General features: G+C 70.3%; 21 protein-coding genes and 1 pseudogene. 7 read left to right on the plus strand and 15 right to left on the minus strand.

Features of this window, described 5'->3' with window-relative positions; genetic code table 11:
• Positions 1–28: 28 nt before the first annotated feature.
• The 8 genes and pseudogenes from OG504_RS37505 to OG504_RS37540 all read right to left on the minus strand — a co-directional run.
• Complete coding sequence (locus OG504_RS37505; RefSeq protein WP_405993785.1) at positions 29–1,582, minus strand: DUF1996 domain-containing protein; 1,554 nt, start codon at positions 1,580–1,582, stop codon at positions 29–31.
• A 183-nt stretch (positions 1,583–1,765) separates the two neighbouring features.
• On the minus strand, positions 1,766–2,419 hold the full coding sequence (locus OG504_RS37510; protein WP_318015915.1) for a response regulator transcription factor: 654 nt from the start codon (positions 2,417–2,419) through the stop codon (positions 1,766–1,768).
• Positions 2,404–3,672: a sensor histidine kinase gene (locus tag OG504_RS37515; protein WP_405993786.1), complete on the minus strand. Its 1,269-nt coding sequence runs from the start codon at positions 3,670–3,672 to the stop codon at positions 2,404–2,406. The genes OG504_RS37510 and OG504_RS37515 overlap by 16 nt, the downstream gene beginning before the upstream one ends.
• Positions 3,673–3,823: 151 nt before the next feature.
• A complete protein-coding gene (locus OG504_RS37520) occupies positions 3,824–4,816 on the minus strand; it encodes an NAD-dependent epimerase/dehydratase family protein (protein ID WP_405993787.1) in 993 nt (330 codons plus the stop codon).
• 75 nt (positions 4,817–4,891) lie between these two features.
• Positions 4,892–5,464, minus strand: a complete 573-nt coding sequence (locus OG504_RS37525; RefSeq protein ID WP_405993788.1) for a winged helix-turn-helix domain-containing protein — start codon at positions 5,462–5,464, stop codon at positions 4,892–4,894.
• A 294-nt stretch (positions 5,465–5,758) separates the two neighbouring features.
• On the minus strand, positions 5,759–6,682 hold the full coding sequence (locus tag OG504_RS37530) for a DUF6891 domain-containing protein (protein WP_405993789.1): 924 nt from the start codon (positions 6,680–6,682) through the stop codon (positions 5,759–5,761).
• Positions 6,683–6,767: 85 nt separating this feature from the next.
• A complete protein-coding gene (gene glnII / locus OG504_RS37535; protein ID WP_405993790.1) occupies positions 6,768–7,796 on the minus strand; it encodes a glutamine synthetase in 1,029 nt (342 codons plus the stop codon).
• A gap of 265 nt (positions 7,797–8,061) precedes the next feature.
• A pseudogene (locus tag OG504_RS37540) lies at positions 8,062–8,178 on the minus strand (MarR family transcriptional regulator); the annotation flags it as partial.
• Between the two features lie 20 nt (positions 8,179–8,198).
• Here OG504_RS37540 and OG504_RS37545 point away from each other — a divergent pair.
• Positions 8,199–9,062 carry an alpha/beta fold hydrolase gene (locus tag OG504_RS37545; protein WP_405993791.1) on the plus strand — a complete coding sequence of 288 codons (864 nt, stop codon included), beginning with the start codon at positions 8,199–8,201 and terminating at the stop codon, positions 9,060–9,062.
• A gap of 3 nt (positions 9,063–9,065) precedes the next feature.
• On the opposite strand, the gene OG504_RS37550 is transcribed toward OG504_RS37545, so the two are convergent.
• The 4 genes from OG504_RS37550 to arsM form a co-directional block, all read right to left on the minus strand.
• The gene (locus OG504_RS37550; protein WP_405993792.1) at positions 9,066–9,749 is read right to left on the minus strand and encodes a hypothetical protein; all 684 of its coding nucleotides are present in this window, start codon (positions 9,747–9,749) and stop codon (positions 9,066–9,068) included.
• Positions 9,750–9,889: 140 nt separating this feature from the next.
• Positions 9,890–10,198 (minus strand): hypothetical protein, encoded by a 309-nt coding sequence (locus OG504_RS37555; RefSeq protein ID WP_405993793.1) that lies wholly within the window; start codon positions 10,196–10,198, stop codon positions 9,890–9,892.
• A 5-nt stretch (positions 10,199–10,203) separates the two neighbouring features.
• The gene (locus OG504_RS37560) at positions 10,204–10,596 is read right to left on the minus strand and encodes an arsenate reductase family protein (RefSeq protein ID WP_405993794.1); all 393 of its coding nucleotides are present in this window, start codon (positions 10,594–10,596) and stop codon (positions 10,204–10,206) included.
• Positions 10,597–10,606: 10 nt separating this feature from the next.
• The gene (gene arsM / locus OG504_RS37565; RefSeq protein ID WP_405993795.1) at positions 10,607–11,398 is read right to left on the minus strand and encodes an arsenite methyltransferase; all 792 of its coding nucleotides are present in this window, start codon (positions 11,396–11,398) and stop codon (positions 10,607–10,609) included.
• 70 nt (positions 11,399–11,468) lie between these two features.
• Here arsM and OG504_RS37570 point away from each other — a divergent pair, with 70 nt between their 5' ends.
• The 4 genes from OG504_RS37570 to OG504_RS37585 all read left to right on the plus strand — a co-directional run bounded on the left by OG504_RS37570 (position 11,469) and on the right by OG504_RS37585 (position 13,558).
• Positions 11,469–11,855, plus strand: a complete 387-nt coding sequence (locus tag OG504_RS37570; RefSeq protein WP_405993796.1) for an ArsR/SmtB family transcription factor — start codon at positions 11,469–11,471, stop codon at positions 11,853–11,855.
• Positions 11,852–12,574: an aquaporin gene (locus OG504_RS37575; RefSeq protein WP_405993797.1), complete on the plus strand. Its 723-nt coding sequence runs from the start codon at positions 11,852–11,854 to the stop codon at positions 12,572–12,574. The genes OG504_RS37570 and OG504_RS37575 overlap by 4 nt, the downstream gene beginning before the upstream one ends.
• A 94-nt stretch (positions 12,575–12,668) precedes the next feature.
• Positions 12,669–13,016, plus strand: a complete 348-nt coding sequence (locus tag OG504_RS37580) for an arsenate reductase ArsC (RefSeq protein WP_405996538.1) — start codon at positions 12,669–12,671, stop codon at positions 13,014–13,016.
• 227 nt (positions 13,017–13,243) lie between these two features.
• Positions 13,244–13,558 (plus strand): hypothetical protein, encoded by a 315-nt coding sequence (locus OG504_RS37585; protein WP_033284269.1) that lies wholly within the window; start codon positions 13,244–13,246, stop codon positions 13,556–13,558.
• 380 nt (positions 13,559–13,938) lie between these two features.
• Here OG504_RS37585 and OG504_RS37590 read toward each other — a convergent pair whose 3' ends face one another.
• Positions 13,939–15,123 (minus strand): winged helix DNA-binding domain-containing protein, encoded by a 1,185-nt coding sequence (locus OG504_RS37590; protein ID WP_405993798.1) that lies wholly within the window; start codon positions 15,121–15,123, stop codon positions 13,939–13,941.
• A 153-nt stretch (positions 15,124–15,276) separates the two neighbouring features.
• Here OG504_RS37590 and OG504_RS37595 point away from each other — a divergent pair, with 153 nt between their 5' ends.
• A complete protein-coding gene (locus tag OG504_RS37595; RefSeq protein WP_405993799.1) occupies positions 15,277–16,617 on the plus strand; it encodes a DUF2252 domain-containing protein in 1,341 nt (446 codons plus the stop codon).
• A gap of 260 nt (positions 16,618–16,877) precedes the next feature.
• Complete coding sequence (locus OG504_RS37600) at positions 16,878–17,183, plus strand: hypothetical protein (protein ID WP_405993800.1); 306 nt, start codon at positions 16,878–16,880, stop codon at positions 17,181–17,183.
• Positions 17,184–17,199: 16 nt separating this feature from the next.
• Here OG504_RS37600 and OG504_RS37605 read toward each other — a convergent pair whose 3' ends face one another.
• Both OG504_RS37605 and htpX read right to left on the minus strand, forming a co-directional pair.
• A complete protein-coding gene (locus tag OG504_RS37605; RefSeq protein WP_405993801.1) occupies positions 17,200–17,793 on the minus strand; it encodes a hypothetical protein in 594 nt (197 codons plus the stop codon).
• A gap of 2 nt (positions 17,794–17,795) precedes the next feature.
• Complete coding sequence (gene htpX / locus OG504_RS37610) at positions 17,796–18,719, minus strand: zinc metalloprotease HtpX (protein WP_405993802.1); 924 nt, start codon at positions 18,717–18,719, stop codon at positions 17,796–17,798.
• Positions 18,720–18,796: the final 77 nt, after the last annotated feature.

The following is an 18,796-nucleotide window of genomic DNA, read 5'->3' on the forward strand; positions in this document are numbered from 1 at the left end:
ACCGGGTCCTACCGGCTGCTAGTCGCGCTCACTGGCACTTCTTGCCGGAGTTCACGCAGTTGGCGATCTTCGCCGCCAGGTTGTTCTTGGTGACGCTGATGAAGTCGTCGTGGTCGGTCGACGGCTTGTGCAGCTGCTCCGGGAATCCGTCCACCGCGTAGGCGTTCTTCACGGTGCCGTCCGCCTGGAGGGTGGGGGGCGTGATCTTGTAGACCAGGCGCATCGTCAGCTGCGGGATGGCCTTGAAGCCGTTCCCGCACACACCGCTCGCCGGGTCCGCGAAGGCCACGTGCGTACGGTGGTTGGCGCTGTCGATGTTGACGCCGTCCCAGCAGCTCTGGAACGCGAAGGTGCGGACCACGTTGCTGCCCTGCGGGCAGATCGGGTACTGCTCCGTCAGCTGGACCTTGTCCTCGAAGCCGGTGCAGCTCCAGTGCGCGTTGGCGTTGGCCAGACCGTTGGTGAGGGTCTTGGCGTCACCGGTGATGATGCGCAGGAACTGCGGCATCGCGACGACCTTGCTGGCCGGCGAGCCGACGTACTTGATCTGCGCCGACTGCGGGGTCAGGATCTTGCCGACGTTGCCTTCCTTGCCACCGCCGTCCGCGTTGGCGTCGAACTCCTGCGAGCCGTCCTGCACACGCACGACCGGCCAGTAGTACGCCGAGAGGTCACTCTGGTTCTGGCAGCTGGAGGGGGCGGCCAGCAGCGAGTCGTTCGTGGAGAACGCGTTGACCTTCTGGTTGCCGACGTAGTCGTGCTCGTGGTGCGCGCCGTTGGTCACGCCGGGCGCCACGATGACGTTGTCGGTGTTGTGGTTCTTGTTCGCGTTGACACCGCACTTGGTGGTGAACGAACCGGTCGAAGCCTGGCCGCTGTTCTGCGGCTTCGCCAGCACGTTGTTCGCCACCTTCGTGATGTCCACGAAGTCTGCCGCCGTCGGACCGTTGCCGGCCTGGCCGCCGTTGTTGGCGGGCGGCGCCGCGGAGGCACTCGCGCTCGCGCTCGGCGCGGCGGTGTTCTGACCGCCGTTGTTCTGGCCGCCGTTGTTGTTCTTGCCCCCGCCGTTGTTCTTGCCGCCGCCCGCCGTGGTGGTGTTGGTGGCGTTCTGCGTCGTACAGGCGGCGAGCTGCTTCAGCGCGGTCGCGTTGACGGTGCCGCCCACTCGCTGGATGTCGATGCGAATGCGGTCGATCGTCGCGGCCCGCTTCTCCTTGAGGGGGCCGACGATCGCGTTCTGCACGAAGCTCGCGTCATTCGCCTGGGCCTGACGCGTCGACGCGAGCCGGGCGTAGGCCTCGGTGATCTGCTTGTCGAGGTTCGCCAGCTCGGTGGCGACACCCTGACGAGCCTTCTGCGGCACGTTCGTCAGCTGCTGGCCGACGTCCGGGCAGGCGATCGTGGCGACCTGCGCCGCGGCGGCCGCGGCCTTGGTCTGGTTCTGCCCCGACGAGTTGGACTCGTGCGCCGAAGCGTTCATCTGTGCCCAGAGCAGCCCGCCCCCACCGAGCGCTAGGGCAGCCGATGCGGCAATGGCCTTGGTGGCCAGCGGCGTACGGCGTTTACGATCATTGCGTCCCATGGAACTCCTCTGACTTCCTTGCGGGGCAGCGAGGCGCCCGACAGGAGTGAAGCGGCGCCCTTTGATACGCAGGGGGTCCCAGGAGTGTTCAGCCGTCTCAGAAACTGATGAGAGATTCTTGGGTAAGTCCCCTCCCAACTGCCCTTTAAACACCGGCAGTTGTGATCGACTCACAGGTAGTGCTCAGCGTCCCTGGTCCAAATAGGCCAATACCGCCAGCACGCGGCGATTGTCGTCGTCCGAGACTTCCAGCCCCAGTTTGGCGAAAATATTGGACGTGTGCTTCCCGATCGCCCGTTCCGTGACGACGAGTTGCCCCGCGATCGCCGCGTTCGACCGCCCCTGCGCCATCAGTTCGAGCACCTCGACCTCCCGGGGCGTCAACCGCCCCAGCGGCCGGTCGTCGGCGGCCCGCCGCGCCAGCAACTGCTGAATGACCTGCGGATCCATCACCGTCCCACCCCCCGCCACCCTCCGCACGGCATCCACGAACTGCTCCGCGTCGAACACCCGGTCCTTCAGCAGATACCCGACCCCGCCGGTCCCGTCGGCGAGCAGCTCCCGCGCGTACAACTGCTCCACGTGCTGCGACAGCACGAGCACCGGCAGCCCCGGCCGCTCCCGTCGCGCCCGCAACGCGCACTGCAGCCCCTCGTCGGTGTGCGTGGGCGGCAGCCGTACGTCGACCACGGCGACGTCGGGCGCCGACTCGGCCAGTGCCTTGGTGAGTTCGGGCCCGCTCTCCACGGCCGCGACGATCTCGAAGTCGTAGGCCTCCAGCAGCCGCACCAGCCCGTCCCGCAGCAGGAACAGGTCTTCGGCTAGGACAACACGCACGGAATCTCCATGGTCACCATGGTGGGACCGCCCGCGGGACTGCTGACGGCCAGGACGCCGTCGAATGTACCCAGCCGCCGCTCGACCCCGGAGAGCCCCGACCCGCCCCCGACCACAGCGCCACCCCGCCCGTTGTCGGTGACGGAGACCCTCAACGCCCCTGCCGCATACCGCATATCGACCCAGATCCGATCGGCACCGGAATGCTTCACGGCATTGGTGAGCACCTCGCTGACGGCGAAGTACGCGGCCGACTCGACCGGCGCGTCGGCCCGACCGCCCCCGAGCTCCGCCGACACCTCGGTCGGCACCGGCATCCGCAACGCCAACGCCCTTACGGCATCCGCGAGTCCACGCTCCGCCAGTACCGGCGGATGAATCCCCCGAACGAGATCGCGCAGCTCGTCGAGGGCCTCGGCGGAGGACTGCCGGGCCCGGGCGAGCAACTCCCGGGCCTTGGCGGGGTTCTTCTCCAACAGCGCCTCGATGGTGCCGAGATCCATCCCCATGGCGACCAGCCGGGCCTGCGCCCCGTCATGCAGATCCCGCTCGATCCGCCGCAGCTCAGCGGCCGAACCGTCCACCGCGTCCCGCCGCGTCTCGGTCAACACCCTTACCCGCTCAGCGAGTTGACCCTGGCCCGGGGCGAGCACGGCACGGGTCAGCAGAAAGTGCACCCGCAGCAGCACGGGCGTGAGGAAGTAGGAGGCGACAAGAATCCCGACCCCCAGCAACCCGGCGAGCAGCGCACTGCCCTGCCCACTCACCGGCACGAACCCGTACCACCACCCGACATACGTCCCGTCCGTGAACACCCGCCACAGCCCGAACGCCAACGCGAAGCCCTCCAGCGGATAGAACACCAGCGCCGCAGGCACCAACGCGGTGACGAACCCCGCGACCATGTCGACGGGCAGCCACCGCAGATCCCGCCAGGTGGCGGGATCGCCGAGCATGCGGAAGGTCCGGGTCCACGGCCGCGCACCGGCCGGGACGGCCCGGTACGCCACCGGAATACGCACCTCGCACCACTGCGAACCGAGCAGCCGCCGCAGATTCGCGTGCATTCGCACACCGGCAAGGACCCAGGGCGTGGTGATCAGCCCGACGCCGGCCGGGATGAGCGCGAGGGAGACGACGGTGAGGACGAAGAGGGTGAGTGAACCGCCGAGAGAGATGAGGGCGAGGGCGAGAGCACGCATCCCTGCCATGAGAACGCCCCGGGCCCGCCCACTCTCGCTTTTCGTGTCCATGGGCTCAGTCTCACGGAACAGCCAGGCCAGGTCACGGGGCCCGCCCACCGTGGTGGGGGTGTAGCTACCAACACCGGCCGGCCGAGGCTCTTAGGTCTTTAGGGGCACGGGGAACTGCGCGACCAGCCCCCACCGACCCGCACCCAACGAACTACCCCTCCAACGGCACCCCCAACACCTTCGCCTCCACAGCAGGGTCAAGCCCCACCCCCACCCGCCCTGCATACTCCGGCACGCTCCGCAACCACTCCCACGTGTCAGCCACCGTCTCCTCGACAGACCGACACGTCAGCCCAGTACCCAGCGCCCGGGAAACATCCGCACTGTGCAACGCGTCGTACCCCTCGCTCCCCGCCGGAATCCACACCGGCAACTGAGTCCACGGCTCGATCCCAGCCGCGAGCACATCCTCCGGCGCGGTCCACCGCAACTCGGCCGCCCCACCGGTAACTCCCACACACGCGTCCAAGAACGACCCCATCGTCGCGTGCCCCTGCGCCGAGATCAGGTTGTACGCCCCGCTCAACTCCCGCTCCACAGACCCGAGCAACCACTCCGCGAGATCCCGCACATCCACATACTGAAGCGCCAGATCCCGAGGCCCGGGCGCCAGCACCGGCCCACCCCGAGCGACCCGCCCCAACCACCACGGCAACCGCCCGATGTTCTCGTACGGCCCGAGAATGAGCCCGGCCCGAGCGAAAACCGACCGCTCCGCCCCGAACGCCCCGAGCGCGGCAAGCTCCCCGCCCCGCTTGTCCCGCGTGTAATCGGTCTTGTCGGCGGAGGCCAAGGCCCCTTCGACGAGCGGCGCGTCCTCCCCGTACCCCGAGGGCGGAGCCCACGCGTACACCGAACAGCTCGACACGTACACGTACCGGCCCACCCGGTCGGCCAGCAGCCGCGCCGCGTCGTCGACCGCGCGCGGCGCCGCCGACCAGGTGTCGATCACGGCATCCCACTCGCCGGAGACCAGCGCGGCGAGCCCGCCGGGCGCGGTGCGGTCACCTCGCAACGCCCGTACCCCGGCCGGGGGTTGATGTCGGCCCCGGTTGAGGACGGTCACCTCCCAGCCCCGGCCGAGGGCGGCCTCCACGACGGCCCGTCCCGCGAACTCCGTACCACCCAGCACCAGAAGTCTCATACCGACGACTCTGCCCGCGCGGCCCACGGAACGGAACGCCGATCTGCCATCAGCAGATCACCGGACCACCGAAGATCAACGGGCGGTCGGCGGCGTGTACTTGTACCCGACCCGCCGCACCGTCTGGATCGCCTTGCGGTGCTCGACGCCCAGCTTGCGGCGTAGCCGGGCGATGTGGACGTCGACGGTACGGCCGTCGCCCACATGTCCGTAGCCCCACACCGTGGTGACCAACTGGTCGCGCGTGTGGACCCGGTTGGGGTGCGCCACCAAATGGGCGAGGAGCTCGAACTCCAGGTACGTCAGGTCGAGTTCCGCGCCGTTCAACTGCGCTGTGCGCTGCACGGTGTCGATGCGGACGAGGGGTTCGGCCTCGGCCGGGAGGGGCGGGACCACCGGGTCGGTCCGGGTGAGGTGCGGGCTGTCGGCCGGGATGAGGACGAGGTACCCGACCATCGGCGGCTGCCCCGGCAGCGTGGGAAGCGTGTGGGGCGGCGCGGGCAGCCAGGTGGCGCCCGGCGGCAGGAACTCGGCGACGTCGATCACCTCGTCCCGGTCCACGGCGCGCAGATGGTGCCGTGGGGCGTTCGGGGCGGGGGTGTCGAGCGGGGCGGAGGGGAGAGCGGGGAGGGAACGGATGATCGCCATGAGAGGTCAGCTCTTTCGCGCGAGAGGTTCGTCGAGGGGACGTACGTCGAGTCGCGCAGGCCGGAGGCCGAGGGTGTTTCGGCTTTAGAGGGCCGGCGCGTTCATCGCGCGACAACACACCCGGTCGAAGTCATGGTGCTGACGGGAAGGCCAGAAGGGCTCGAGGTCATGGCGACCCGTCGCGCTGCACTTCTGATAGCTGGCCATGAGCCCATTGAAGCAGACACAGCCCCGTGACAGGACCCTCCTCTCACAGCTTGGACGCTTCCTTGGCGCGAAGTCGACGCCGCCCCCTCATCCCTCCAGCCGTTTGTGCCAGGTCAGCGGTTTGACCTCGATCGCCTTGTCCGGATCGCCGTCCCAGTCGGCGGACAACCCGGCGCCACGGAGCGCGGCCAGGATCTCGTGCCCGACGGCCGAGGTGGTCCCGGCCGAACCGTCGAACGCGCCGTAGTGCAGAGCGAGGCCGTACCCCGCGACGGCGTGCTCGGTGACCTGGTCGTGGAAGAAGACGAACCCGCGGGCGTCCCCGCGCTCCGCGCCCATCTCCGCGAGGCCGCAGCCCCGGCAGCAGGCGAAGTTCTCCCGGGCGGTGATGCCGCTCGCGTCCAGCGCCTCGAAAGCACGGGTGAGCCGGTCCGGATCGGTGACGCCGGCCCAGTCGGCCTGCTCGGCGACCCGCTCCAGCCACAGCCGGTCCACCAGCCGCCCGGCCTGCGCACGGGACACCGGCCGCTCGTCACCGGTGACCAGCCACTCCTCGGCGATCTCGGTCAGCATCCGCCGGTCGTCGTAGCCGCAGCGCAGCCGCGTCCGGACCCGCTCCTCGACCTTCTCCCGCACCTCGTCCGGCAGTTCGGGCACCTCCTCCCGGGGCCCCAGGTCGACCGGCTCCCAGTCGACGCCCGTGTCCCAGCCGGCCCCCGCCTGCCGTGCCCAGGCGGTCAGGAGATCCGCCACCCGGTCCGGGCCGTCCAGGTTCGTACCGTAGAACTCGGCCTCGCTCAGCCGGTGTTCGAGCCGGTAGTCCCCGCCCTCCTTGTGCCACACCTGCGCGAACACGTCCGGGAGGTCCGGTATCCGCTGCACGACCAGGAAGCGGTCGCCGGCGTCTCCGATCCGGGCCACCAGCTCCCGCAGTCGTAGCGCCGAAATGCGCCTGTGCGTCTGCCTGTTCTCCGTCTCGACCCTGATGTCGAGACCTCCGTCGATCTCCATGTCCCCCACCATGGCAGGCGCCACTGACAACGCGAAGAGGCGCCCACCACGACGGTGGACGCCTCTCCTTGCGAGCGGGGGCGGATCAGACCTGTCCGGCCTTCTCCAGCGCGGCGCAGCAGGTGTCGACGATCAGCCGGGTCACCAGGTACGGGTCGACGTTCGCGTTCGGACGGCGGTCCTCGATGTAGCCCTTGCCGTCCTTCTCGACCTGCCACGGGATACGGACCGAGGCACCGCGGTTGGAGACGCCGTAGGAGTACTCGTTCCACGGGGCGGTCTCGTGCAGGCCCGTCAGGCGGTCGTCGATGCCGGCGCCGTAGTGCTTGACGTGGTCGAGGGGCTTGGAGCCCTCGCCGAGGGACTCGCACGCGGTGATGATCGCGTCGTAGCCCTCGCGCATCGCCTTGGTGGAGAAGTTGGTGTGCGCGCCCGCGCCGTTCCAGTCGCCCTTGACCGGCTTGGGGTCGAGGGTCGCGGAGATGCCGAAGTCCTCGGCGGTGCGGTAGAGCAGCCAGCGGGCGATCCACAGGTGGTCGGAGACCTCCAGCGGGGAGACCGGGCCGACCTGGAACTCCCACTGGCCGGGCATGACCTCGGCGTTGATGCCGGAGATCGCGAGACCGGCCTTCAGGCAGTTCTCCAGGTGGGCCTCGACGATCTCGCGGCCGAAGATCTCGTCGGCGCCGACACCGCAGTAGTAGCCGCCCTGGGGCGCGGGGAAGCCGCCCTCGGGGAAGCCGAGCGGACGGGCGCCGTCGAAGAAGGTGTACTCCTGCTCGATGCCGAAGATGGGCTCCTGCGCGGCGTACTTCTCGGAGACCTCGGCGAGCGCGGCACGCGTGTTGGACTCGTGCGGCGTCATGTCGATCTCGAGGACCTCGCACATGACGAGGATGTCGTCGCCGCCGCGGATCGGGTCCGGGAAGCTGGCGACCGGCTTGAGCACGCGGTCCGAGGAGTGCCCCTCGGCCTGGTTCGTGGACGACCCGTCGAAGCCCCAGATCGGGAGCTCCGCACCCTTGGCGTCGTCGGCCAGAATCTTCGTCTTGGAACGGAGCTTGGCCGTCGGCTGGGTGCCGTCGATCCAGATGTACTCAGCCTTGAAGGTCACGGGCCACATCCTTCGGGGTGGGTCATTCGTCGCACTCGCGGGTGCTGCGGCGCAGCGGCACTGGAACGCCGCGATTCATGCCGGGCAGCCTGTCAACATGCGATTTCCCGATCATTGCTCAAGTGTGAACCCCGTGTTACCTGGTGGCGCTGTGTCGCGATTCACGTGCGCTGCGCACGGCACGCCGGGAGACCGCTGTGAACTCGCTGTTCGCAGTCGCAGACGGGGGTCGCCGTACGGCTCGTATGCGATGGGGTTAGCCCTCGGCGGCGGCCGAGAGGGCGATCAGGCCGCGTACGTCCGTGGGGTGCATGCCGTTCTGGTTCGCGAACCGGGCACTGTGCAGGCCGAGTTCGACCGCGACGGCACGGGGACGATGCAAGGGAGGGAGAGGTGACCGGCATGGGAATCCGCAGCCCGTACGACAGGGACCGCTTCGAGTCCGCCTACGACAAGGTCATGGCGAAGTGGCCCGAGGACCGGGAGGCGGTGACCGTCCCGACGCCGTTCGGGGAGACGTACGTCAATGTGTGCGGGCCCGCCGACGGGCGTCCGCTCGTGCTGCTGCCGGGCGGCGGGGGAGCGACCTCGGCGTCCTGGTACGCCCAGGCCGCCCAACTGGCCGTCACCCACCGCCTCTACGCCGTCGACCTGATCGGCGCCCCGGGCCGCAGTGTTCCGGTGGTCGGCCGGCGGCCGCGCACGGTGGCCGATCTGACGGCCTGGCTGGACGCGGTGCTCGACGGGCTGGGGGCGTCGGTCGTGGACCTCGGCGGGCATTCGTACGGTGGCTGGATCGCGCTGCACTACGCACTGCGCGGGCCCGCCCGCGTACGCCGTCTGTTCCTCCTCGACCCGACCCAGTGCTTCGCCGGGTTCGAGACGGCGTACCTGCTGCACGCGCTGCCGATGCTGCTGCGGCCCACTCCGCGCCGCGTCCGCGCGTTCCTGGAGTGGGAGACCGGGGGAGTGCCGCTGGACCCCGACTGGCTGCGCCTCCAGGAGGCGGGCGCGGGGTTCCCGTCCGCGAAACCGGTGACCGGTCCCCGCCCGGCGCCCGAGGCGCTGCGCGGGCTGAACGCGTCGGTCCTGCTGCTTCTGGCCGGAAGCAGCAGGACCTATGACACGCACCTGGTGGCGGCCCGGGCGGGCGGTCTGCTGCCACGCGTCGAGACGGACATCCTCCCGGACGTCTCGCACCATGCGCTGCCGCATGCCGCGCCGGAGCGACTGGGCCGTCACCTCACCGGTTTTCTGGGACCTTGAGCGTCACCCCACCTTCTGGATCAGAGCGCGGCGGATGAGGAACTTGCCGGGCTCACGGACCTGTTCGAAGGCCGCGTTGTTCAGCAGGACACAGCTGCCGGAGACCGAAGTCACCTTCACCGTCGTGGACTTGTTGTTGTCCAGGTTGGTGACCTTCAGCGTCGTACCCGCCGGGAACTGGTTGCTGGACGCGGCCGGCGCACCGGCCTCGCCGGAGAGCGTGACGGTCGAGCCGTTGCACACCTGGCTGCCCGCGGCGGCGGCACCGCCACCGGTGCTGCCCGCCGGGGGAGTTGCCGCCTTGGTCGGAGTGGAAGCCGCGGGCGCCGACTGCGCCGGCTGAGCAGGCTGGGAGTCCTGAGCCGACTCCCCAACCGCACAACCCGACGCCTTCTGCTGCACCTTGATCTGCGCGATGACCGCTTCGCGGTTGGCGATCCGCGCGCTCGACTGGGCGTCGGGCGCGGCGCGTTGACCGTCGATGAACTTCTGGTTGTTGCCGAGGGCGGTGGCGAGCCCCTGGCAGACCGTCGAGTTCGCGGCCGACAGCGTCTTGGCGTTCTGCGCGGTCGACTGCGACGCGTTCGACGTGGTGGCCAGAGCGAAGGCCCCGCCGCCCGCGACCGCCGCGGCGGTGACCAGCAGCGCCAGCTTCTTCTTCGTACTGGCAGTTCTCCTGCGCGACATGCGCGTCTCCTGTGGGGTAGGGGAGCGTACGCCGCTATGTACGGCGGGCCGAACGATGTAACTCAGCGGACACAGGAGTCACATAAGTGACGTGCGTCACAAGGGGGTTGGGGCTCGCCCCGTTCGGTAGCGCCCGCGCGTCAGCAGGTCGGGCTTCCTGGTCCGGTGCAGCTTCGGTCGGCAGTCGCGTGCGCAACTCCCCTGTACCGGCGACGAGTTGGGGCGCGCTGGACCCCGTACAGGTGGTACCGCCGCAGCCCCGACGCCCGCCGGACCGCCACCAGTTCGGCGACGAACCGGTCGATCACCCGGAGCGCCGGGTTGTCCGGCTTCCCCGAACGCCCGCGCCCCAGTTGGTCGTAGAACACGACGGACCGGTCCACGGTCGGGTCGCCCAGGGACTCCAGGCAGTCCTGCCCGGCCCCGGCCCGCCGTGCGGCACCGGCCACTTGACCTACTCGGAGGCCGACCCCGAATCCGACCCCGACTGCCGGGACAGCGCGTCCCGTACGGCCTCGTCGCTGCGGGCGACCACCGCCGTGCCGTCGTCCGCGGTGATGATCGGCCGCTGGATCAGCTTCGGGTGTGCGGCGAGTGCCGCCACCCACCGCTCCCGTGAACTCGCGTCCCGTGCCCACGACTTGAGCCCCAGCTCCTTGGCCACGGCCTCCTGTGTCCGTGTGATGTCCCACGGTTCGAGCCCGAGCCGCTCCAGTACGTTCCTGATCTCGCCCTCGCTCGGCACGTCCTCCAGATAGCGGCGGACGGTGTACTCGGCCCCTTCGGCGTCGAGCAGACTCACGGCACTGCGGCACTTGGAACAGGCCGGGTTGATCCAGATCTCCATGGTGTTCACGTTAGGCGAGAGGCGCCCGGTCCGGCCCGGTGCGCGGCTTGGTGGCGCGGACGAGGGCGGAGTGCATGCCGTCGGCTACGGCGTGGGTGGGCGTGATCCCGACGTTCGTGAACCCGGCCGTTTCGAGGCCTTCCCGGTACTCCGTGAAGGACAGGGCTCCGGCGATGCAGTCGGCGTGGTCACCGCGTTCGGCGCGCTGCCCGGCGGTGAGGCTGTCGTCGGCGACGACGTCCGAGACGCCCAGACGTCCGCCGGGCCTGAGGACACGGAAGGTCTCGGCGAAGACGGCCGGCTTGTCGACGGACAGGTTGATCACGCAGTTGGAGATCACGACGTCGACGGTGTTGGCCGGGAGGGGGATCGCCTCGATGGTGCCCTTGAGGAACTCGACGTTGGTCGCACCCGCCTTCTCCGCGTTGGCCAGGGCGAGTCGGAGCATCTCGTCGGTCATGTCGAGCCCGTAGGCCCGGCCGGTGGGACCCACGCGGCGCGCGGAGAGCAGGACGTCGATACCGCCACCGGAACCGAGGTCGAGGACACGTTCGCCCTCCCGGAGTTCGGCGACGGCGGTGGGGTTGCCGCAACCGAGGGAGGCGGCCACCGCCTCGGCGGGCAGGGTGCCGCGTTCGTCGGCGGTGTAGAGGGCGGAGCCGAAGGTGTCGTCATCGAAGGCGTCGTCGGTCTCGGCCGGCTGCTGCCCGCAACAGCCGGTACCGCCCTCGGTGACCTGTGCGGCTGCGGCGGCGTAGCGGCGCCGGACGACTTCGCGCAGGTCGGTGGAGTGCTCGCTCATGTCTGCCTCCTGTATTGATGTTCTTCGATATAACGTTGCGCCTTGAATCGAAGGATGTCAACATAGAAGAATGTCGAAACAAGAGCTTGAGGTGATCGGTCAGGACGGGGACCCGGCCGGTTCCTGCTGCGGCGGACTGGCGTCCGCGCCTCTGGACGACGAGCGCGCGACGGAACTGGCCAGGATGTTCAAGGCCCTCGGGGACCCGGTCCGTCTGCGGCTCATGTCGATGATCGCCTCGCGCGGCCCGGACGGTGAGGTGTGCGTGTGCGAGCTGACCCCCGCCTTCGACCTGTCCCAGCCGACGATCTCCCACCACCTCAAACTGCTGCGCCAGGCCGGCCTGATCGACTGCGAGCGCCGCGGCACGTGGGTGTACTACTGGGCACTGCCCGACGCCCTGGACCGCCTCGCCGCATTCCTGGTCACCCCGCGGACCGCCGCGACGCCCGCGTGAGCGTCTCCCTCGCCCGCCGCGCCGCCGCCGAGGCGCTCGGGACCGGCCTGTTGGTCGCCGTCGTGGTCGGCTCCGGCATCCAGGCCACCGAGCTGACCCACGACATCGGCCTACGACTGCTGGCCGACTGCCTCGCCACCGTCCTCGGCCTGGGCGTGCTGATCACCCTGCTCGGTCCGGTCTCCGGCGCGCACCTCAACCCGGCCGTCACCCTGGCGGCCTGGCTCACGGGCCGCCGTACCGGCACCGGACCGTCGCTGCGTGATGTCGCCGCGTACGTTCCCGCGCAGACGGCCGGGGCGATCTGCGGCGCGGTGCTGGCCGACGCCATGTTCGCGAAGCCGCTGCTGAGGGTCTCGACCCACGACCGGTTCGCCGGACACCTGTGGCTGGGCGAGGTCGTCGCCACGGCCGGGCTGATCCTCCTCGTCCTCGGACTGGAACGCACCGGCCGCACCCGTCTCGCCCCGGCGGCCGTCGCCTCCTACATCGGCGCGGCCTACTGGTTCACGTCCTCCACCTCGTTCGCGAACCCCGCGGTGACCGTCGGCCGCGCCTTCTCCGACACCTTCGCCGGGATCGCCCCCACGTCCGTCCTCCCGTTCATAGCGGCCCAACTGGCAGGCGCCGCCCTCGGGTTGACCGTCACGACGATGCTCTACGGCCGTCCCGCGCCGGTCGGTGACACGGTGGCGGTCCCGCAACTCGCCTCTTCCTGACCGCCCTTCGCCGACAAGGACCCCCTCCGTGTCATCTGCCGTCCCGCGCCCGTCCGTCCTGTTCGTGTGCGTCCACAACGCCGGCCGCTCCCAGATGGCCGCCGCCTTCCTCACCCACCTCGCGGGCAGCCGCGTCGAGGTCCGTTCCGCCGGGTCGGCCCCCGCCGACCAGGTGAACCCCGCGGTCGTCGAGGCGATGGCCGAGGTCGGAATCGACATCGCGGCCGAGACCCCGAAGATCCTCACCGTCGAGGCCGTCCAGGCATCCGACGTGGTGATCACCATGGGGTGCGGTGACACCTGCCCGGTCTTCCCCGGCAAGACCTATCTCGACTGGCGGCTCGACGATCCCGCGGGGCAGGGCGTCGAGGCCGTCCGGCCGATCCGGGACGCGATCGAGGGGTACGTACGGGGACTGATCGCGGGCGTACTGCCGGGCTGACGGCCGGATCGCAGATAGCTGACGGTGCGCTCTGTTCGAATTAGATACCGCCTCACGGATACCTCCCGGAGCTTGCGTGACACGGTGACAACATCCTTGCCCACCTGGGGATTTGGTGGGCCACCGGGGTTCGGCGATTGTCAGTGGCGGGAAGTAAACTGGGAGCAGTGTTCGAGGGTGTCGCCGGGAGGTCCGGACGGTGCCCTGACCGCGACAGGAGGATGTCCGTGCCCGCTGCCGCACTGAAGCCGAAGCCGTTGCCGACCCAGTCCACCGCGAAGCGTTCCGTCCAACTCGACCTGCCCTACGTGCCCGTGGAGAAGCGCCCGCTGCCGCCCGGACGCCCGCGGGACTGGTACGTCACGCACAACCGCCGCCTCAAGGCGATGCGGCTCGCCATCGCCCTGCTCGACTCGGGCGTGTACGTCCCGAACCAGGCCCGCAACGAGACGATCCGCAGTACGGCCGAGCTGATCGGCGTTCACGCGCCGTCCGACACGACGTGTCACATGGTGCGGGCACTGATGCGGTACTCGCGCTGAGGGGTGGCGCCGGGTGCCCTGTGTTTTTGGGGCGCCCGGCGTTGGTGCGTGCGGGTCTTCGAGGGCCGGGCGTTGGCGCTCGCGGCCTCCAGGGGCTCCGCCCCCGGACCCCCGTTCGGCCCTGAAGGGGCCTCGTCCTCAAACGCCGGACGGGCTGGATGATGACGGCGGCCGGGACTCGGAAGGCTCGGCGCAGGACAAGAACGCCGGGCGCGCTGGGTGATGGCGCCGGCCGGTACTCAACCAGGCGGCCTGGATGATGGCGCCGACCGGCACTCAAAAGGCTCGGCGCAGGCCGATGGAAGGCGCTCCGGCCGCGGCCTTCCCGCGGTCATGTGACAGCCGCGTCGCCCCTTCGCCGGTAGGACGTGCGCCCGCCTCTACGCCGACAACTCCCGCTCCACAGGCGTCCGGAACCTCGGCGTCAGCCGAGTCGCTCCCACCCACCCCCGCAACCGCTCCGCCGCCGCCCCGATCGCGGCTTCCCCCTCCCGGCCGACGCCCTTCCCGTCGAGGATGCGCCACACGATCTCCCCGTCCGGTCGTTGCGCCCAGCCCCCCACCACCCGCCCGTCCCACCACACCGTCGGCCCCACGTTGCCGCTCCCGTCGAACAGGGCGGGGCGCAGCTCCGGTGCCAGGTACCAGTCCCGTTGTTGCCACCCCATCGCCGTCGGATCGAGCCCGGGAAGCAGGGCCGCCCACGGCTCCGCGGGACCGGCCGGCGGGGCCAGGTCGCCCGCGGCGACGTACCCCGTTCCCTCGTCCAGGGACACCGGCTCCGCGCCGATCGTCGTCAGGGCCCGGCGGACGTCCGTCACCCGCCAGCCCGTCCACCACTTCAGGTCGGCCTCGGTGGCGGGGCCGCATGCCGCGAGCCAGCGGCCGAGGAGCGTGGCCTGTGCCGCGGCGGTGTCCAGCTCCGGGTGCTCCGGTGCCACCGCCCAGCGGAACTGGCTCGACGTCCAGCCGCCGAGCGGCCGGCCCCGTACCACCTTGCCCTCCACACCCAGCACCCTCAGCAACCGCGTCGAGACCGTGTGGACGCCCTCGTAGTTCTTCCCGGCCGCGTACACGAACTGTTCCCTCAACCTCGGTTCGTCCAGGGCGAGTTCGGCCGCCGTCGCCTGCCCGCGGCCCGCCAGCGCGGCCAGCAGCGAGTCCTCGACCTCCTTCAGCCAGGCCGCGTCCGGCGCCCCGGCCTGCGCCATGTGCTTGAGCAGGGAGGCTCGTTCACGCGCGGCGACGGCAAGTCCCGTCGAGGCGTGGACGACGGCGGTCAGCTCGGCGGGGAACACGAACACCGTGTGCCGCATGCCGTGCATACGGAGCATGGCGCGGTCCTCGTACAGGGCGCGAGTGGTCTCCGGGACGGTGAGGGAAGGGTCGGCGAGGCGGGCGCCCACGGCCAGGTACACCGTCGCGGGGTCCGTGCCGTGCAGGGCGACGAGGGAGTCGGCGACGGCCTCGGGGGCGGTGGCGTGGGTGCCGGGGGCGAGGCGGTGGCGGAGGGCGAGGCGGGCACGGCGTTCGGAGGTGGTGATGTGACGGGGGGTGCGACTCATCTCGACCTCGCCTCGAAGACGTCCACTGCTCGACCGACAGTAAACGCTCACCCGATCGACGTCCCCGAAATGCACCCCCGCACCGACCGGGTTTCACTGCGTAGCAACAGGCGGTGCCCTCCCAGAAGGCGGCGGCATGCAAAGACACGGCACATGACCACCCCGGCCGACCGAGCGGAGCGGGGTCGCGCTGCGCGCAAACGCGTTGCCCGTTCCGCCCACGCCGGCTGGATCCCCGCCGTGGACCGCCCGGACCCCGTAGCCGTACTGGAACGGCAGGGCAGGGACAGACTCCCGGAACTCCTCCCGATCCGGTACGGCCGCATGGCCGCCTCCCCCTTCGCGTTCCTGCGCGGCTCGGCCGCCGTGATGGCGGCGGACCTGGCGTCCCAGCCGCACACCGGCCTCACCGTCCAGCTCTGCGGCGACGCGCACCTCCTCAACTTCGGCCTGTACGCCTCCCCGGAACGCGCCCTGCTCTTCGACCTCAACGACTTCGACGAGACGTTCCCGGGCCCGTTCGAGTGGGACGTCAAACGCCTCGCCGCGAGTGTGGCCGTCGCCTCCCTCGAGAACGGCCACAGTGACACGAAGGCCCACCGCGCCGCGCTGGAGGCGACAGCCGCGTACCGTACGGCCCTCCGCGGTCTGGCGCGCAAGGGCGAACTCGCCGTCTGGTACGAGCGGATCGACGCCGACAGCCTGCTGCCGCTGGTGCGTTCGGCCCGCCACCGCCGCCGGGTGGAGTCCAGCCTCACCCGGGCCCGCCGCCGCACCAGCCTGCACGCCGTGGGCAAACTGACCGAGACCGTCGACGGCCGCCGCCGTATCGTCCACGACCCGCCCCTCCTGGAACCGGCCGGCGCCGCCGACATGTCCTCTCTGCGCAAGATCTTCAGCGACTACCGCTCGACGCTCTCCGAGGAGCGCCGCCTCCTCCTCGACCGGTACCGCTTCGTCGACGCCGCCCGCAAGGTCGTCGGGGTCGGCAGCGTCGGCACCCGCTGCTTCATCGTGCTGCTCGCCGGCCGCGACCAGGACGACCCGCTGTTCCTGCAGATCAAGGAGGCGCGGAAGTCCGTACTGGAGGAGCACCTGCCGAACGGCCCCTACGTCCACCCCGGCCACCGGGTCGTGGCGGGCCAGCGCCTCCTCCAGGCGGCCAGCGACATCTTCCTCGGCTGGATGACCGGACCGCAGGGCCGTGCCTTCTACTGGCGCCAGCTCCGCGACATGAAGGGCTCCGCGGACGTCGTCGGCATGGGCCCGGGGGCCCTCACGGCGTACGCCCGCCTCTGCGGCAACGCCCTGGCCCGCGCCCACGCCCGCTCCGGCGACCGCGTCGCCATCGCCGCCTACCTGGGCGGCACCGACACCTTCGAACGAGCCGTGGCGGACTTCGCCCTGACCTACGCCACCCAGACGACCGCCGACCACGCCGCCCTCGGCGCGGCCGTGGCCGCAGGCGTGATCTCGGCGGCACCGGGCATCTGACCTCCCGTAGAAACGCCCGTAGTAACGCCCCTAGAGGCGCCCGTAGAAAAAGAAGATGCACACCCAGTGACCGACTCCCTACGCTGGAGACGCATTGCGGAGCAGGTCACCACTGCTTCACGCAGGACAGGCGTCACCCTGCGGAGTCGGCGCTAGTCTCTGACGCACCCAACCCACCGACGGTCGGCCGCCCACCCCAGCGCCCTGTCGGGACAGATTCCATACCGCTCGGACATCACCCACGCCCACGGAGGCCCGTCATGGGCACCATCATCCTTTCCGGGACCGTCGTCCTGGTCGTCCTGGGATTCGGAAACCACGTCTGGTGGCTCGCCGCCGTCGCCGTGCTCTTCGTCTACGTCCGGTACGGCAGGGACTCGACGTCGTCCAGCTCATCGACCTCGTCCACGTCGTCCTCGTCGGGCGGCGGTTCCTCCTCGGGAAGCACCCCGTCGAGCTACCGCGCGTACCGCGACCGCCGTGACAAGCAGGCCAAGTGGGAGCGCCGTTACCAGCGTGAGCGCCCCCTGGAGTCGCGTCGGCAGGCCCGTCAGAAGAGCAAGTAGGAGACCGGGGCGCCCGTCACAACCCGGGGGCGCCCCACACCGGGAACCACCGGCTCAGGTCCTGCTCGATCCGCAGGTCGTTGCCGAGCATCGACTTGACCTGGAGTTCCAGCGCGCTGTCGCGCCGCTGACCGTCACCGGCCAGCGGCGCGAAGGGGAAGAACGTCCCGCGCTTGTACAGGTAGACGAGTGCGAGCCGCCGGCCCCCGTCGGCCCCTCCGTCTTCGAACCCGGCCAGCGAGCACAGGAGTTGGGGCCCGAAGCCGTTGACCTCCATCGCGCTGTTCACCGCGTGCAGGTCGTTCACCAGCGCCGACAGCTGGTCGGGTGTCCGGCGCGAGACGAGCCACGAGTAGCCGTAGGCATCCTGGGTCAACTCCACCGGCGGACCGGTGCGTTCGGCGTCCGCGTCCAGCAGGGCCTGGACCTCCCGGTGCGTCTGCTCGAACGCCCCGCCCTCCACCGTCGCGAAGCACACCGCACCCCGCCCGGTCGGCCGGAACCCGGCCGCCGCCTCCAGCGTCACCGCCGCCGAGGGCAGCGCGAACAGCTGGTCGAGATCGGGAGCGACCGGTTTCGTACGGCCGAGCAGGATGTCCAGCAACCCCATCCTCAGCCCGCCTTCCCGATTCCGGGCACCGCCGCCTCACCCAACTCGGCGGAGATCCGCCCCAGTTGGTCGAGCCGCTGCTCCAGGCTCGGGTGGGTCGAGAAGAACCGCGAGATACCGGGCTCGGCGCCGTTCGCCGGGCTGAAGTAGAAGGCGTTGAAGGCCTGCGCGGTCCGCAGGTCCTTGGTCGGGATGCGGGCGATGTCCCCGTCGACCTTGGTGAGCGCGGACGCCAGCGCCGAGGGCTTGCCGGTGAGCAGGGCCGCCGCGCGGTCCGCCGCCAGCTCCCGGTACCGGGACAGGGCCCTGATCAGCAGGAAGCTGATCGCGTACACGGCCGCCGAGATCCCCATGATCCCCGCGAAGACCGCGAGGGTGTTCTGGTCCTTCCGCCCCCGGAAGATCTGCGAGTAGAACGCGAACCGCACCATCAGCCCGGCGAGCACCCCGAGGAACGACGCCACCGTGATCACGGCCACGTCCTTGTGCGCCACGTGCGACAACTCGTGCGCGAGCACACCCTCCAGCTCGGCCGGCTCCAGCCGCCGTAGCAGACCGGTGGTCACGCAGATGACGGCGTGGTCGGCGTTCCGCCCGGTGGCGAAGGCGTTCGGCATGTCGATGTCGGAGACGGCGACGACGGGCTTGGGCATGTCGGCCACGGCACACAGCCGGTCGATCACGCCGTGCAGCTCGGGATACTCCTCCCGCTCCACGATCCGCCCGTGCATCGCGTACAGCGCGATCCGGTCGGAGAACCAGTACTGCGCCACGAGCAGCCCGCCCGCCAGCACCACGACCAGCACCCAGGACTTCAGCAACACGATCAGCGCGGCCACGAACGCCACGTACAACAGCCCGAGCAGGAACAGCGTCAGACCCATACGTATGGTCAACCGCCGGTCGCTCCGGAAGCGGCTCTGCATCTGCCATCACCCCGCAGTCAGGCACTCGTCCCACCGCCCAGTGTGCACCCGCGCCTTCCCATGAAGTGGTCCCGATC

It is taken from the genome of Streptomyces sp. NBC_00986, assembly GCF_045162565.1.
Taxonomy (GTDB): Bacteria; Actinomycetota; Actinomycetes; order Streptomycetales; family Streptomycetaceae; genus Streptomyces.

Bases quoted from the DNA above. Each gene is read 5' to 3' on its own strand.
- OG504_RS37560 (WP_405993794.1), bottom strand. From the start codon at position 10,596: ATGGAGATCTGGATCAACCCGGCCTGTTCCAAGTGCCGCAGTGCCGTG.
- OG504_RS37530 (WP_405993789.1), bottom strand. From the start codon at position 6,682: ATGGAGATCGACGGAGGTCTCGACATCAGGGTCGAGACGGAGAACAGG.
- OG504_RS37505 (WP_405993785.1), bottom strand. From the start codon at position 1,582: ATGGGACGCAATGATCGTAAACGCCGTACGCCGCTGGCCACCAAGGCC.
- OG504_RS37580 (WP_405996538.1), top strand. From the start codon at position 12,669: ATGGCCGCCGCCTTCCTCACCCACCTCGCGGGCAGCCGCGTCGAGGTC.
- OG504_RS37525 (WP_405993788.1), bottom strand. From the start codon at position 5,464: ATGGCGATCATCCGTTCCCTCCCCGCTCTCCCCTCCGCCCCGCTCGAC.
- OG504_RS37520 (WP_405993787.1), bottom strand. From the start codon at position 4,816: ATGAGACTTCTGGTGCTGGGTGGTACGGAGTTCGCGGGACGGGCCGTC.
- OG504_RS37570 (WP_405993796.1), top strand. From the start codon at position 11,469: ATGTCGAAACAAGAGCTTGAGGTGATCGGTCAGGACGGGGACCCGGCC.
- arsM (WP_405993795.1), bottom strand. From the start codon at position 11,398: ATGAGCGAGCACTCCACCGACCTGCGCGAAGTCGTCCGGCGCCGCTAC.
- OG504_RS37515 (WP_405993786.1), bottom strand. From the start codon at position 3,672: ATGGACACGAAAAGCGAGAGTGGGCGGGCCCGGGGCGTTCTCATGGCA.
- OG504_RS37550 (WP_405993792.1), bottom strand. From the start codon at position 9,749: ATGTCGCGCAGGAGAACTGCCAGTACGAAGAAGAAGCTGGCGCTGCTG.
- OG504_RS37595 (WP_405993799.1), top strand. From the start codon at position 15,277: ATGACCACCCCGGCCGACCGAGCGGAGCGGGGTCGCGCTGCGCGCAAA.
- OG504_RS37605 (WP_405993801.1), bottom strand. From the start codon at position 17,793: ATGGGGTTGCTGGACATCCTGCTCGGCCGTACGAAACCGGTCGCTCCC.
- OG504_RS37600 (WP_405993800.1), top strand. From the start codon at position 16,878: ATGGGCACCATCATCCTTTCCGGGACCGTCGTCCTGGTCGTCCTGGGA.
- OG504_RS37590 (WP_405993798.1), bottom strand. From the start codon at position 15,123: ATGAGTCGCACCCCCCGTCACATCACCACCTCCGAACGCCGTGCCCGC.
- htpX (WP_405993802.1), bottom strand. From the start codon at position 18,719: ATGCAGAGCCGCTTCCGGAGCGACCGGCGGTTGACCATACGTATGGGT.
- OG504_RS37545 (WP_405993791.1), top strand. From the start codon at position 8,199: ATGGGAATCCGCAGCCCGTACGACAGGGACCGCTTCGAGTCCGCCTAC.